Raw genomic sequence first — 14698 nt, 5'->3', positions numbered from 1 at the left:
CCTCATTTTGGGCGAAAAGCGAAACACGGGAGCGCGAACGGCATGGCGACGCAAACTGCGATTGCGGACAAGAAACTCACGCTGGAGGCTCCCGATCCGGTGCCCGTCGTCACGGCTGCAGATGCGACCGGCCTGGTGCCGGTGTCGGATGACGTGAAGTCCAAGCTCGACGAAAAGGTCGATGGCTTCATCAATGACCTGGTGGCGCAGGACGTCAACTCGCCCGAGTTCGGCAAGCGCGTCGATCAGATCACCAACATGGGCCGCAAGGAAATCACCGATGCGGCGGGCCAGTCCAACCGCTTTCTCGATCGCCCGGTCAAGGCGATGGACAGCGACAATTCGGTCGGGGCCAACCTCGCCCAGCTGCGCCGCACGGTCGAGGATCTCGACCCCGGCAAGAAGGGCGACCTGTTCACCCGCAAGAAGATCTTCGGCATCATCCCCTTCGGCAACAAGATGCGCGACTATTTCGACAGCTACAAGTCGAGCCAGGGCCATATCCAGTCGATCCTGGGATCCTTGCAGAGCGGCAAGGACGAGCTGCTGATGGACAATGCCGCGATCGACGTCGAACGGCAGAATCTGTGGGCGGCGATGGGCAAGCTCGAACAGATGATCCACGTGTCCAAGACGCTCGATGCGCGGCTCGAGGAAAAGGCCGCCGAGCTGGAGATGACCGATCCGGCCAAGGCCAAGGCGATCAAGGAAACCGCGCTGTTCTATGTCCGCCAGCGCACGCAGGACCTGCTGACGCAGATGGCGGTGACCGTGCAGGGCTATCTCGCGCTCGATCTGGTCAAGAAGAACAATGTCGAGCTGGTCAAGGGCGTCGACCGCGCCAGCACCACCACGGTCGCGGCGCTCCGTACTGCTGTCACGGTCGCGCAGGCTCTGGTTGGGCAGAAGCTGGTGCTCGAGCAGATTACCGCCTTGAACACCACCACCGCCAACATCATCGATTCGACCGGAACGATGCTCAAGGAGCAGACCGCCAAGATCCACGAACAGGCCGCCTCGGCGACGATCCCCGTCGAGACGCTGCAGCGCGCCTTCCAGAACATCTATGACACGATGGACAATATCGACACGTTCAAGGTCAAGGCGCTGGACAGCATGAAGCAGACGGTCGACACGCTGAGCAAGGAAGTCGAGAAGTCCAAGGGCTATATCGCGCGCGCCGAGGGGGCCAGCCAGGGCCAGATCAGCGGTGCATCGTCGGGCCCGTCGCTGCTCAGCTCGCTGGAGGCCTGAGGCAGCGGACCGCATGAGCAAATCCCTGACCAGCCAGTCCGACCAGATCCTTGCCGATGCCGCCGCGGTCAAGCGCCGCGTGCAGATGGGCCCGTCGATCGGCAGCAAGTCACGCGCGCTGAAACGCGAGCACCTGTGGAAGAAGATCGCAGCGATCGCGATCAGCATCGGCGTGATCCTGGTGACCGCGGGCGTCGTTGGCGCGATCATCGACGGCATCGGCTTTTACGGCGTGCTGCTCACCGTGCTGGCGGCGGTCGTCGCCACCGTGGTGCTGGGCAGTTCGATGAAACTGCGCATCCCCACGCCCGAGAAGCTGGCGAAGGAGCCGTTGAAGGTCCTCGCCGGCAAGACCGAGATCTGGCTCGAAAGCCAGCGCCCCGCGCTGCCCGCGCCCGCGATCACGCTGATCGACAATATCGGCGTGCAGCTCGATATGCTCGCCCCGCAGCTGCAGACGCTGGAAGAGAACAGCGAACCCGCGCGCGAAATCCGCAAATTGGTGGGCGAGCATCTGCCCGAGCTGATCACCGGCTATCGCAAGATCCCGGCGAGCATGCGCCAGGAAAAGCGCGGCGAACGCACGCCGGACGAACAGCTGGTGCATGGCCTTGGCGTCATCGAACGCGAAATCGCCACCGCCACCCGCACGATTGCCGAGGGCGATGCCGACAAGCTTGCCATTCGCGGGCGTTTCCTGGAACTGAAATATGATGGTGTTGCCGACAGCCAGTGACTAGTCTGGCGCGCATGCTCGACTTTTTCCTCGCCATCCAGAACACCCCCTTTTCCGCCGCCATCGTGCTGATGCTTCTGATCGGGGCCTTGCAAGCCGCTGGCCTCGGCGATCTCGACGCCGATAGCGACTTCGGCGATGCGGCGAGCGATGGCCTGCTCGCATTGCTGGGCCTGGGCCGCCTGCCTTTGCTGCTGTGGCTGGCGCTGTTCCTGATGATCTTCGGTGTGCTGGGCTATGCCGGGCAGCAATTCTGGCTAGCGCTGACGGGAAGCCTCGCGAGCGCGTGGCTGGCAGGGCCGGTCGCACTGGTCGCCTCGCTGCCGATCACCGGCGGCGCGGCCCGATGGCTCGCGCGCGTGATGCCGCAGGACGAGACCACCGCCGTCGCCGTCGACTCGCTTGTCGGTCGCTTCGCCACCATCCAGACCGGCACCGCCCGCCCCGGCTCCCCGGCCAGAGCCCGCGTCACCGACGTCCACGGCCACCCGCATTTCGTGATGGTCGAACCGGATAACGCCGATCAGGTGCTGCACGAGGGCGAGGAGATCCTGCTGGTGCGCCGCGACGGCGAGACGTTCAAGGCGATCAGCAAGGGTGGCCATTTTCTGCCGGGGTTGTGAGGGAAGCGGGTGTCCAGCGTACAATGTATGCTCCGCGACAACCACGATCTCTGAACGCCTCGCCCCCATTTCGATCATCGAGGAGCGAAGGCATTGCTTACGGAGCGACGTAAATATGCGAACAGAATCAGTCGAATTGTACTCTGAAGCTACTAACGTTGCCATAATCCGACTTCCGGGGCGCCAGTTCCCGGGAATGCTGATTCAGGGCGATACGTTGCATAACCTCAGCAGCATGGCAGCACATGCACTTGCTGGTGCTGAGCCTGGGTCAGATCACTGGCATGACATCAAGGAGCTTGCTGACCAGCTTCAGTCGCGGGTCAGTTATTACACGCAAGTCCTTCGTGAGCATGGAATGGAGTTACCTTTTCCCGGCTAAAACCAATAGCGGGGCCTTCGACAAGCTCAGGCTGAGCGGGTGAAGGAATGCGCAAATCACCACCAAGGCTGCTCCGATTGTCCTCGCAACGCGCATGGTCAACGGTTAGCCTCGCGGACGAAACCACCGATTCCTGCCCCAAAAGGAGCCCCCATGTCCGATATCATCCCCAGCGGGGTCATCACCATCGCCATGCTCGTCGGCGTGGTGTTCGCGTTTCTGCTGATCTTCGGGCTGATCATCACCCGGCTGTATCGCCGCGCGACCAAGGAGATCGCGTTCGTCCGCACCGGCTTTGGCGGCGAGAAGGTCGTAATGAATGGCGGGGCGCTGGTGCTGCCGGTGCTGCACGAGACGATGCCGGTGAACATGAACACGGTGCGGCTGGCGGTGGAGCGCAAGAATACTGACGCGCTGATCACGCTCGACCGGTTGCGGATCGATGTGAAGGCGGAATTCTATGTGCGCGTGCGGCCCGATGCGGGGGCGCTGGCGATGGCGGCGCAGACTTTGGGCCTGCGCACGATGCAGCCGGAAGCGCTCAAGGATCTGGTCGAGGGCAAGTTCGTCGATGCGCTGCGTTCGGTCGCGGCGGGGATGACTATGAACCAGCTGCACGAACAGCGCAGCGACTTTGTGCAGAAGGTGCAGCAGGTCTCGTCGGCTGATCTGGCGATGAACGGGCTGGAGCTGGAATCGGTCTCGCTCACCGGGCTCGACCAGACCAGCATCGAGCATTTCAACGCCAACAACGCCTTTGACGCCGAGGGCCTGACCAAGCTGACCGAGCAGATCGAGCTGCGCAAGAAGGCGCGTAACGACATCGAGCAGGATACCCGCGTCCAGATCGAGACCAAGAATCTCGAGGCCGACAAGCGCTCGTTCGAGATCGCGCGCGACAACGAGTTCGCGCGGCTGGAGCAGGAGCGCGAGATCGAGATGCGCCGCGCCGAACAGGCGGCAGAGGTCGCGCGCGAACAGGCCCTGCGCAACCAGGAGGCCGAAGCCGCACGCATCGAGGCGAAGAAACTGGTCGACAGCCAGCAGATCGAGGCTGACCGCGCGGTGCAGCAGGCGCGGATCGCACAACAGCAGGCGATCGAGATCGCCCGGCAGGAACAGCAGATCGCCATCCAGAACAAGAGCCGCGAGGAAAGCCAGGCCAAGGGCGAGGCCGATACCGCGCGCGCCACCGCAGTCGCCGCCGAGGAACAGGTGACCACCGCGCGCGAGACCGAAATTGCCGAGCGTTCCAAGCGCATCGAGCTGATCGAGGCGGCCAAGCAGGCCGAGCGCGACGCGATCCGCGTCAAGGTCGAGGCCGAAGCCGAGAAAGCCGCCGCCGCCAACCGCGCCGAAGCCGTACGGCTTGAAGCCGAGGGCGAATCCGAGGCCGAAAAGCTGCGCGCAGACGCTGCGCGGGTGCGCTTCGAGGTGGAAGCGGCGGGCCAGCGCGCGGTCAACGAGGCGGCGAACCTGCTGTCCTCCGATCAGATTTCGCTGCAAACCAAGCTCGCGCTGCTCAAGGTGCTGCCCGAAGTCATCCGCGAGGCGTCCAAGCCCTTGGAAGCCATCGATTCGATCAAGATCGTCAAGGTCGATGGTCTCGGTCAGTCGGGCGGATCGAATGGCGGGAGCGGCATGGCCAGCAGCGGCAACCTGGCCAGCGATGCGGTCTCTGCCGCGCTCAGCTATCGCGCGCAGGCACCGATCATCGACGGGCTGATGAAGGAACTGGGCCTCAACGGCGCTTCGCTCGACGGGCTGGTGGCGGGCGCAACGCAGATCGAGGCCACACCCAATGCCGACGAGGCGGACCCGGCGGCGACTTAACCCGCCAGCCAGTCCCCGCCCGGCATCCTCTCCAGCCCATCGAGCGGGAGGTTCCAGACATAGACCATTGCGAGCACCGGACCGTTTGCGGTCATGACCGCAGCCATCTCGCGGCGGTAATCATGCGGCGGTGGATCATCGGGGCCGCAGCTTTCGAACGCGTCGAGCCACGGCAGGCTGGCTGTCGGATCGGTGAGGCGCAGCAGGTCGCCCGTGACCATGTCGTCGCCCTCCAGCACCAGCGCCGGATGCCAGCTGACACGGTAGAGCGTGCCGGTGAGCGTGGCCGTGCCCAGCCATTCGCTCTCGTGCGCCAATCGCGCGGCGTTGGGATGGTCACTGCCCCGGCGCAGCGTACCATAGACGAAGAGCAGCGGCGGAGTCTGGATTGACGGCATGATCTGTGCCTATCATGCGCGCGGGAGAACATCGATATGCAACGCTACACCAGCTTCGCCGAATTCTGGCCCTATTACCTGTCCGAACACAGCCGCCCCCTCACCCGCGCCTGGCATTATGCGGGGACGTCGCTGGTGGTGCTGCTGGGGCTGGCCGCCTTGCTGACCGGCAATAGGCTGCTGTTCGCCGCGATGCCGGTGGCGGGATATTTTTTCGCCTGGGTCAGCCATTGGCGGATCGAGCGCAACCGGCCTGCAACCTTCACCTATCCGCTCTGGTCGCTGGCGGCGGACTTCCGGATGTGGGGACTATGGCTGACAGGACGGCTGGGGCCAGAGCTGAAACGCGCCGGGGTGGGCTGATACAGGGTGAGGAACCAGGACTTGAGACCGGCGTATGCTCATCACCAAGGAGAGCCTTATGACCGACATCGAAGACCACAAACCGGCTGACAACGATGACGCTGCCAACGAACCTGTCGATTGCACCGAGGAAACCGCCCAGCGCGCCGGTGCCAAGCAGACCAGCCTGAAGCAGGATGACGAACCATCGACCGAGCCCGACATGGACAAGGACGATGTCAGCGAAGCCGATCTGGACGAAGCCATCGAGGAATCGATGGACGCCTCCGACCCGCCATCCTTCACCCAGCCCTGATGCCAGCCTGAACCCATCAGACCGTGATGAGCAACCCCGCGAGAGCGGCACTCATCAGATTGGCAAGGCTGCCTGCTGCTAGTGCCTTCAACCCCAGCCGTGCGATCATCGGTCGCTGGCTGGGCGCCAGCCCGCCGGTCACCGCCATCTGGATGGCGATCGAGGAGAAATTGGCAAAACCGCACAGTGCAAAGGTGACGATGGCGATCGTGCGCTGAGACAGGCCCGCGTCAGGCCCGCCCAGTTCGATGAAGGCGACGAACTCGTTGAGCACGATCTTGGTGCCGAACAGGCCGCCCGCGCGCAATGCCTCGTCCCACGGCACGCCGATCAGGTACATGATCGGCGCGAACACATAGCCGACGATCCGCTGGAACGACAGGTCGGCAATATTGAACCAGGCGCCGATGCCGCCGAGAATCCCGTTGGCGAGCGCCACCAGCGCGACGAAGGCCAGCACCATCGCGCCCACCGCCACCGCCAGCTTGACGCCGGTCTGTGCGCCCATGGCCGCTGCCATGATGACATTGGCGGGGCGTTCGTCCTCATATTCGACATCGAGCGGCATCACCGCCTCGTGTGCGATATCGGCAGGATCGTCGGGCATGATGATCTTGGCCATCAGGATGCCGCCGGGGGCCGACATGAACGCGGCGGCGAGCAGATAGTCGATGCGGATTCCCATTGCGGCATAGGCCGCGAGGATCGTGCCGGCGACGCCCGCCATGCCGACACTCATCACCGTGAACAGCTGCGCGGGCTTCAGCGCCGCAAGATAGGGCCGGATCACCAGCGGCGATTCGCTCTGGCCGACAAAGATGTTGGCCGCGGCGCACAGGCTTTCCACCTTGGTGATGCCGATCAGCTTCTCGATCGCGCCGCCCACCCATTGAATGACGCGCTGCATGATGCCGAGATAATAGAGGATCGACACCAGCGCCGAGAAGAAGATGATCACCGGCAGCGCGGCGATGGCAAAGCTGTTGCCGCCGACATCCGGGCTGGCAAGCGGGCCGAAGATGAAATTGGTGCCCGCCTGCGCATAGCCCAGCAGATTGGATACACCGCGCGCCATGCCCTGGATCGCAGCGCGCCCGGCAGGAATGTACAGCACCAGCACCGCGATGCTGGTCTGCAGCGCAAAGGCGGCGCCGACCACGCGCAGCCGGATGGCGCGGCGGTTGTTCGACAGCAGCAAAGCAATCGACAGGATCAGCGCAATGCCTGCCACCCCCAGCAAAATCCGTGTCATGGCTTGCGCTTGTACCCCATTGCCTGAATTGTGTGATTGTCCCCCTGCCTGCCTAGCCAGATTGCGCCAGCGGGGGAAGCGCGAACTGCGCTGCGTTGCGGCAGGCCGGTCAGCCCGGCTGCTTGCGGGTCACCTGCCAGCAGCCTGCGATGATCAGGCTGGCCCCGGCCAGCGTCGTCCAGCCGATCGTCTCGTCGAACACCAGCCAGCCGAACAGCGCGCCCCAGACGAACATCGAATATTCCAGCGGCACCAGCGCCTGTGCCTCTGCCCGCGCATAGGCATAAGACAGGAGCGAGAGCGAGACGATGGCCAGCACCGCCGCCAGCGTCAGCAGCGCCCAGCCCATGGGCGCGGCCATGGCGGCATCGCCGGGCATCATGCCGACAAAGGGCATTGCAAGGCCAATCCAGAAAGCCATGATCAGGTTCTGCACCAGCACGATTTCCTGCGGGCTGGCGATCTGCGCCTGCTGGCGCTGCAGCACGAGGTTCCAGGCATAGAGCACCGCCGATGCCGTGATCGCGGCAATCCCCTGCCATTGCGCCCCGCCTTCATCGGCAACCTCGCCACCCAGCAGGCCCAGCCTGCCGCCCGCGATCACCAGCACGCCGCCAAAGCCCAGCACCGAAGCCAGCACCGCACCGCGGCCGATCCTTTCCTTCAGCAGCACCGCCGCCAGAAACAGCGCGATGATCGGCGCGATGAAGGTGATCGCGACCGTTTCGGCCATCGGGGTGAGTGCCAGCCCCCAGAAGAACAGCACCGCCATGCCCGAGACCACCGTGCCGCGCAGCGCGTGCAACTTCAGCGCAGGCCCCCTGGGCAAGCGGCGGTTTCCCTTGGCGAGGAAAAGCCCGCCTGCGATCACCGACCCGATCGTGCAGCGCCAGAACAGCGCTGCAATCACGCCGATATCGATCGTCACCGCCTTCATCGCGCTGTCCATCGCGCCGAAGAACATCATCCCGCCCAGACAGGCGAGCACCGCCAGCCATGGGGCGGATTTGATGACAGGAATGGGAACGGGTCCGCTGGCCATGGCCCAGCGCTATCGGCCGAGGCGGCGGCGGTGTCTAGGGGGCTAGCGCGCTATGGGGGGGATGGCGTCCAGCGGCCGGGATCGCAGCGGCCGTGTCAGCGATCCATCTTCGCAAGGGCAGCGCGGGTCGCATCGCGATAGGCGGTGCCGTCATGACGGTGCGCGCCGACAAAATGCATGAACCGGCAATCGGCATCCCAGGGGTCCGCCCAGTAATTGCCATATTGGCGATAGGGCAGCAGCACCGGATCGGGATCGTTGGCGACCACGAAGCTCGACGTCACCTGTTCGCTGCCCCATTCGGCCATCGCCTCGCGGCCGAGCAGCCGGGTCATCTCGTCGGCGAAAAAGCGCGCGAGTTCGCGCCCGTTGCCGCCGCGTGCAAAGCCCGCAAAGCCCGCGCACCCGCGAATATAGCGCAGCCGCTCGGCATCGGCGATGCTGGCCAGCGACCGTTCCATCCGCGACTGGATATGGCGTTCGTCCGATGCGGTCCGCGCGACCGGCGGGGTGAAGCTGGTGCACGACCGGGCGCCGATATCCCATTCGGGCCCGCCCAGCAGCGTGAAACTGTGGTTGGCCGCAATCGCATCGGCGACCACGCCGGGATGACCCAGAGTCACGGTATCGCTGTCGAGCTGAATGACATAATCGTCACCGCGGCGGTCGAGGATCGACAGGAAGCGTTCCCATGCCCCGCCCGCAGGAAAGCCGGTGTGATCGACATCGGCGATATCGATGATCTCGGGCGACCCGCAATGCCAGGCCAGCACTTCGCGATCCTCAGTGGTCAGCGTGCCATCCGACAGGATCACCACCCGGCCCCGGCGCAAGTGGCCCCAGAAGGATTTGACCGCGACCAGATAGGGCAGCAGCACGGCAGTGCCCATCATCGAGAAGATCACCAGCCCGTCCTGCGCCGGAACGATCGGCGCGGTGCCCAGCACCGGACGGCACGCGGCATCATGCCGCCAGTTGTCGAGGCGGGCTTGCAGGCGGAAGGGTAGCAATCTGCTCAACATGGATCGGGCGCTCGGGTTTCGTCCGGGTCGGTCCTGTGGCTTAGCATGCCCGAGTTAACCGGAGGCAAACAGCACGGGCGCATCGCCCGGCTGCCAGGGCGCAAGGCGCAGCATCGCCCGCTCGAACAGATCGGACCCTGTCAGCCTTGCCAGCCAGGCCTGGACATGGGGCAAAGGTTGCGCGTCGAACCAGGGCTGGTCGGTCGCGGCGAGCTGCCGGATGAACGGGAACAGCGCGATGTCGGCCAGCGTCCTATGCGGCCCGCACAGACAGGCCGATGGGCTGAGGCGCTCGTCCAGCGTCGCCAGCAGCGCCAGCCCGGCCGCGCGGTGTACCAGCGGGTCCTCGCCATGACGCGAGGGATATTTGTAGCGATCGAGATGGTGCTTGAAGCGCCCGTCGAAGGTCTCGATCAGCGCACGGTCATCACCCGCCAGCCAGGCTTCGGGATCGTGCCGCTGCAACGCCCAGCGCATGATGTCGAGACTCTGGTCGATCACTGCGCCATCGCCCTGCACCAGCACCGGGACCGTGCCCTTGGGCGAGGCTTCCAGCATCGCCTCCGGCTTGGCGCGCAGCAGGATCTCGCGCAGTTCGACCGTCTGGCCGCTGACCAGCAGCGCCATGCGCGCGCGCATCGCGAACGGGCAGCGGCGGAAGCTGTAGAGGATGGGAAACGCGCGCATCGCCGCGCCTCAATCGAGCGACCGGCCCGCGCGGCCCGCCAGCTCGGTGACATAATGCCAGGCGATCCGCCCCGAGCGGCTGCCGCGCTGCCGTGCCCAGAGCAACGCGTCCTCGGGATCGAAATCGAGCCCATGGGCTTTGGCGTAGCCGCTGATGATGTCGAGATAGGCGTTCTGGTCGCAGGCCGGGAAACCCAGGCTGAGCCCGAATCGGTCAGCCAGCGCCAGCCGGTCGTCTACCGCATCGCGCGGATTGATCGGATCGTCCTGTTCCGCCAGGTGGCGCTCGACGATAGCGCGGCGGTTGGACGTCACGGCAAGACGCACATTCGCCGGGCGCGCCATTGCCCCGCCTTCGAGCAGCGAGCGCAACGAGCGCGCCGCGCTGCTGGCTTCGGGCCCGTCAAATCCGATATCGTCGATGAACACCAGGAAGCGCCGGTCGGTATCGCCGAGCTGCGAAAACAGCCGCGGAAGCCCGGACAGCGCGTCGGCTTCCCCGCCCACCTGCACCAGCGCCAGCGAACCGCCGCTGGCCTGGATATCGGCGATCGCCGCCTTGACCAGCGCGGACTTGCCCATGCCTCGCGATCCCCACAGCAAGGCATCATGCGCCGGGAGCCCCGCAGCGTGACGACGTGCGTTTTCGGTAAAGCTGGCCTTTTGCGCATCGATCCCGCGCAGCCGGTCGAGCGGAACGGCCTGGAGGCTCGGCACCGCCAGCACGCTGTCTCCGCTCCAGACATAGGCGGGCGCAGCCAGCCAGTCGGTCGGCGGCAGCGCGGGTGGCGCCATCCGCTCGAGCGCTTCGGCGATGCGGACCAGGGGGTCGGTGTCCTTGCCCATCTCAACCCCTTCCGTGTGTCGCGAGCGTGTCGAGGGACGTGGCGCAACCATTCCGAATACGTCCCTCGACTACAGTTTGCCGTGAGCAGCTGGCTTGCCAGCCAGCCGAGGGGCTTGGGACAAACGGTGATGGGGTACGCAATCGTCTCAAGCCGCGAGCGCCTCGGCATCGAGCGCATAGAGCAAGTCCGAACCCGCCATCGCCGCTGCCTTGAGACCACCTGCCTCGGGCACCATCCGCTCCAGATAGAAGCGGCTGCTCACCAGCTTGGCCTTGAGGAACTCGGCATTGCCTTCGTTCGCATCGAGCATCGTCTGCGCGGCGCGCTGCTGCTTCAGCATCAGCCAGCCGCTCGTCATCACCGCCATCATCGTGCAATAGGGATAGCTGCCCGCCAGCCGGTCATCGACGCTGGCGCCCACCATATATTCGGTGACCTCGGCGCAATCGCCCGCCAGCTGCGACAGCGCGGGGTGGTTGCCACAATCGGCCTGCACCTGGGCGATCAGGCCGCGCACGACATCACCGCCGCCCATGCCGAGCTTGCGCCCGACGAGGTCCGCCGCCTGAATGCCGTTGGTGCCTTCGTAGATCTGCGCGATGCGGATATCGCGGTAATATTGCGCCGCACCGGTCTCCTCGACATAGCCCATGCCGCCGTGCACCTGCACGCCCAGCGAGGCGATCTCGCTGCCAAGGTCGGTACCATAGGTCTTGGCAAGCGGGGTCAGCAGGTCGACCATCTCGCGCGCGCCGTCGACGCCCAGATTGGCGCGATCGACATAGCCCGAGGCAAAATACAGCAAGGCACGGATCGCTTCGGTGCCGGCCTTCATCCGCAGCAGCATGCGGCGGACATCGGGATGCTCGATGATCGCAACCGGATCGCGTCCCGCCCCGGCCCGCGCCGACTGCACGCGTTCGCGCGCAAACCACATCGCCTTCTGCGTCGCACCCTCGGCAATCTGCACACCCTGCAGGCCGACGTTGAGGCGCGCGTTGTTCATCATCGTGAACATCGCGCGCATGCCGCCGAATTCCGGGCCGATCAGCTCGCCGACACTCTCGCCTTCCTCGCCGAACTGCAGCACGCAGGTGGGCGAGGCATTGATGCCCATCTTGTGCTCGATCGACACGGTCTTGACGCCGTTGGCCTCACCGGGATTGCCGTCTGCATCGAGCCGGTACTTGGGCACCAGGAACAGCGAGATGCCCTTGGTCCCTGCCGGTGCATCGGGTGTGCGGGCGAGCACCAGATGGATGATGTTGTCGGCCATGTCGTGATCGCCGAACGAGATGTAGATCTTCTGGCCCTTGATCGCATAGGTGCCATCGCCGCGCGGGGTCGCAGTCGCCCGCAGCGCGCCGACATCGCTGCCTGCTTGCGGTTCGGTGAGGTTCATCGTCCCGGTCCATTCACCGGTAGCGAGCTTGGGCAGATACAGAGCCTGCTGCTCGGCATTGCCATGATGGTGCAAAGCCTCGATCGCGCCGACGGTGAGGATCGGGCAGAGCGCGAACGCCATGTTGGCCGCCCCCAGCGAATCGAGCGCCACGGTGGCGAGCGAGAACGGCAGACCCTGGCCTCCGTGATCGGCAGGCGCACTCAAGGCGCTCCAGCCAGCCTCGACATAATGCTGATACGCGTCGCGAAAGCCGTCGGGCATCTTGACCGATCCATCGATCAGACGCGCGCCGACGGTGTCGCCGATGCGATAGAGCGGCGCGAACTCGCCTGCGGCAAACTCGCCAACGCCCTCGACGATCGCCTCGACCAGATCGGGGGTCGCCTCGGCGAAGCGTTCAAAGCCTGCCAGTTCGTCGATCCCGGTGATCGTCTTGAGGACGAACAGCTGTTCGGTGGTCGGTGCGCTGAATGTCATGGATTTTTCCCTGCTGTCCCTTGCGTTCCTGCGCTGTATAGGCAGCATCATGCCCGCTTCCAAGCCTTGTGACCCGCGGATTGCCCCCGCCGACGACGCATCGGTGGCGCGCGCGGTATCGATCCTGCGCGCAGGCCAGGTCGTCGCGCTGCCGACCGAGACGGTCTACGGTCTCGCCGCCGATGCATCGCGCGCGGATGCCGTAGCGGCGATCTATCGCACCAAGGGCAGGCCCGATTTCAACCCCCTGATCGTGCATGTGCCCGACATGGCGGCGGCACGCGAGATTGCGATTTTTGATGCGCGCGCAGAAAAAATTGCCGCTGCCTTCTGGCCGGGGCCGCTGACCCTGGTTCTGCCGCTGGCGGATGGGGCGAAAATCGCGCCCGCCGTCACTGCGGGCCTGCCGACAATCGCGCTGCGCTGCCCGGCGCATCCGGTGATGCGGGCGGTGCTGCAGACCGGCGGAATGGCGCTGGCCGCACCGTCGGCCAACCGGTCGGGCGCGATCAGCCCGACCGAGGCGCAGCATGTCGCCGCGAGCCTAGGCGGTGGGCTGGGCCTGATCCTCGACGGCGGGCCGTGCACCGCGGGGCTCGAATCGACGATAGTTGCGCTGCGCAACTTGGGGCACGCGCCTGCGGGTTGGCAGCTGCTGCGCCCCGGCCCGGTCGATCCGGCGGCAATCGAGGCGCTGCTCGGCGAACCGCCGCTGCCGCTGGTCGACCATGCGATAGAGGCCCCCGGCCAGCTCGCCAGCCATTATGCGCCCGGCAAGCCGTTGCGGCTGAACGCAACGTCGGGAGCCGATGACGAATGGCTGATCGGCTTTGGCGCTGTTCGGGGCGATGACACGCTTTCGGCGGCGGGCGATCTCGCCGAAGCGGCAGCGAACCTCTATGCCGCTTTGCACCGCGCCGATGCGAGCGAAAAGGCCCGCATCGCGGTTGCCCCGGTGCCAGATGGCGGCATGGGCGATGCGATCAACGACCGGCTGAAGCGCGCGGCCGCCTGAGCCCTATCGGCCAAACCCTGCGCCCGCCGGCCAGCCGGGGCCGCGATAGGCAAGCGCCTTGAACAAGGCGCCCATCTGGTCGGGCGACACAAGCCGGTCGAGCGCGGCCATCATGTCATCTGCGCGCGACGGCTGCGATTTGGCGAGCATCGCGGCGCGCTGGGCGATGCCCAATGCCATCAGCCAGTCGCCCTGCCCGACCGGCCCGAGGCAATCGACATCGCCCGCCAGCGCGATCTGCTTCAACTGCGAAAAATCGACCAAGGCGGTGAGATCGGCGAGGCCCGGCTCGGCAAACGGATCCACTTTCTGATGCGCGCGCACCGCTTGCAGCGTGCTGCCAGTCTGGGGAGCGCAATAACCATAATCGATGAACAGCGCCGCACCGCCCTGTGCCTTCAGCCGCGCGGCGATTTCATAGGCCATGCCGGCAGCGGCCGGGCAGCTTTCCAGGATCGTCCCCGGCGGGCTGTCTGCCAAAGCGGGTGGCACAGCCGTGTCCATCGGCCGGGCGCCAGCCACCGGCAGAAAGCGCTCGCCATTGTGGACCACCACCCGCTCGCGCCAGCCCTGCTCGGTGCGCACGATCTGCCGCACCGGCAGCGCATCGAGAAATTCGTTGGCGACGATCAGCAGCGGCCCCTCGCGCGGCACGCTGTCCAGCCCGTCGTGCCAGGTCGCCTGCGGCACGGCCAGCTTCTGCGCCATGCGCAAGGCGGTGCTGCCCTCGATCAGATGCACCTGCGGACGGAAATCGAACTGTGCCATCGCGCGCAGCGCATCGGCGGCAAGCGTGCCGCGTCCGGGGCCGAACTCGACGAAATGGCACAGGCCGGGCTTGCCCGCCTGCTGCCACTGGTCCGCCAGCCACAGCCCGATCATCTCGCCGAACATCTGGCTGATCTCGGGCGCGGTGATGAAATCGCCGCCGGCCCCCAGCGGATCGGTGCGGTTGTAATAATGCGCGTTGGCCTCGGCCATGTAGTGCGCGACGCTGATCGGGCCGGTGGCGCCGATCAACCGGCGGAATACCGCCTCCAGCCCGTCAGGCCCTGCCTCTTGCATG

16 protein-coding genes are annotated in these 14698 nt (G+C 65.6%); 8 read left to right on the top strand and 8 right to left on the bottom strand.

Annotation, left to right across the window (positions count from 1 at the left end; translation table 11 throughout):
• Positions 1-42 precede the first annotated feature (42 nt).
• The 5 genes from LI72_RS08675 (at position 43) to LI72_RS08655 (ending at position 4828) form a co-directional block, all read left to right on the top strand.
• The gene (locus LI72_RS08675; RefSeq protein WP_033925533.1) at positions 43-1254 is read left to right on the top strand and encodes a toxic anion resistance protein; all 1212 of its coding nucleotides are present in this window, start codon (positions 43-45) and stop codon (positions 1252-1254) included.
• Between the two features lie 13 nt (positions 1255-1267).
• On the top strand, positions 1268-1990 hold the full coding sequence (locus LI72_RS08670; RefSeq protein WP_033925532.1) for a hypothetical protein: 723 nt from the start codon (positions 1268-1270) through the stop codon (positions 1988-1990).
• A complete protein-coding gene (locus tag LI72_RS08665) occupies positions 1987-2613 on the top strand; it encodes a YqiJ family protein (protein ID WP_331378202.1) in 627 nt (208 codons plus the stop codon). The genes LI72_RS08670 and LI72_RS08665 overlap by 4 nt, the downstream gene beginning before the upstream one ends.
• 115 nt (positions 2614-2728) lie before the next feature.
• Positions 2729-2995, top strand: a complete 267-nt coding sequence (locus LI72_RS20715) for a DUF6959 family protein (protein ID WP_443018116.1) — start codon at positions 2729-2731, stop codon at positions 2993-2995.
• Positions 2996-3187: 192 nt separating this feature from the next.
• The gene (locus tag LI72_RS08655; RefSeq protein WP_231562470.1) at positions 3188-4828 is read left to right on the top strand and encodes a flotillin family protein; all 1641 of its coding nucleotides are present in this window, start codon (positions 3188-3190) and stop codon (positions 4826-4828) included.
• On the opposite strand, the gene LI72_RS08650 is transcribed toward LI72_RS08655, so the two are convergent.
• A complete protein-coding gene (locus LI72_RS08650) occupies positions 4825-5226 on the bottom strand; it encodes a gamma-glutamylcyclotransferase family protein (RefSeq protein ID WP_033925528.1) in 402 nt (133 codons plus the stop codon). The genes LI72_RS08655 and LI72_RS08650 overlap by 4 nt on opposite strands.
• Before the next feature lie 36 nt (positions 5227-5262).
• Between LI72_RS08650 and LI72_RS08645 the strand changes: the two genes are divergently transcribed.
• The gene (locus tag LI72_RS08645; RefSeq protein ID WP_033925527.1) at positions 5263-5589 is read left to right on the top strand and encodes a DUF962 domain-containing protein; all 327 of its coding nucleotides are present in this window, start codon (positions 5263-5265) and stop codon (positions 5587-5589) included.
• A gap of 58 nt (positions 5590-5647) precedes the next feature.
• Positions 5648-5884, top strand: a complete 237-nt coding sequence (locus LI72_RS08640; protein ID WP_156139556.1) for a hypothetical protein — start codon at positions 5648-5650, stop codon at positions 5882-5884.
• Between the two features lie 16 nt (positions 5885-5900).
• Here the strand turns inward: LI72_RS08640 and LI72_RS08635 are convergent, their stop codons facing one another.
• The 6 genes from LI72_RS08635 to LI72_RS08610 form a co-directional block, all read right to left on the bottom strand.
• The gene (locus LI72_RS08635) at positions 5901-7136 is read right to left on the bottom strand and encodes a NupC/NupG family nucleoside CNT transporter (protein WP_033925525.1); all 1236 of its coding nucleotides are present in this window, start codon (positions 7134-7136) and stop codon (positions 5901-5903) included.
• Between the two features lie 109 nt (positions 7137-7245).
• Positions 7246-8178, bottom strand: a complete 933-nt coding sequence (locus tag LI72_RS08630; protein ID WP_081984791.1) for a DMT family transporter — start codon at positions 8176-8178, stop codon at positions 7246-7248.
• Between the two features lie 95 nt (positions 8179-8273).
• On the bottom strand, positions 8274-9200 hold the full coding sequence (locus LI72_RS08625) for a hypothetical protein (RefSeq protein ID WP_156139555.1): 927 nt from the start codon (positions 9198-9200) through the stop codon (positions 8274-8276).
• Between the two features lie 54 nt (positions 9201-9254).
• A complete protein-coding gene (locus LI72_RS08620; protein ID WP_033925523.1) occupies positions 9255-9887 on the bottom strand; it encodes a glutathione S-transferase in 633 nt (210 codons plus the stop codon).
• A gap of 9 nt (positions 9888-9896) precedes the next feature.
• Complete coding sequence (locus LI72_RS08615) at positions 9897-10733, bottom strand: ATP-binding protein (protein WP_033925522.1); 837 nt, start codon at positions 10731-10733, stop codon at positions 9897-9899.
• A 147-nt stretch (positions 10734-10880) separates the two neighbouring features.
• Complete coding sequence (locus LI72_RS08610; protein WP_033925521.1) at positions 10881-12617, bottom strand: acyl-CoA dehydrogenase; 1737 nt, start codon at positions 12615-12617, stop codon at positions 10881-10883.
• Between the two features lie 49 nt (positions 12618-12666).
• On the opposite strand from LI72_RS08610, the gene LI72_RS08605 reads away from it, so the two are divergent.
• Positions 12667-13632: an L-threonylcarbamoyladenylate synthase gene (locus tag LI72_RS08605; RefSeq protein ID WP_033926197.1), complete on the top strand. Its 966-nt coding sequence runs from the start codon at positions 12667-12669 to the stop codon at positions 13630-13632.
• 3 nt (positions 13633-13635) lie between these two features.
• On the opposite strand, the gene LI72_RS08600 is transcribed toward LI72_RS08605, so the two are convergent.
• Positions 13636-14697 carry a class I SAM-dependent methyltransferase gene (locus tag LI72_RS08600; RefSeq protein ID WP_033925520.1) on the bottom strand — a complete coding sequence of 354 codons (1062 nt, stop codon included), beginning with the start codon at positions 14695-14697 and terminating at the stop codon, positions 13636-13638.
• Between the last annotated feature and the right edge of the window lies 1 nt (position 14698).

Source organism: Sphingomonas sp. 35-24ZXX, from assembly GCF_000786215.1.
GTDB lineage: Bacteria > Pseudomonadota > Alphaproteobacteria > Sphingomonadales > Sphingomonadaceae > Blastomonas.
Note: the sequence above shows the minus strand (reverse complement) of the source record. Positions and strands in the feature narration are given on the sequence as shown.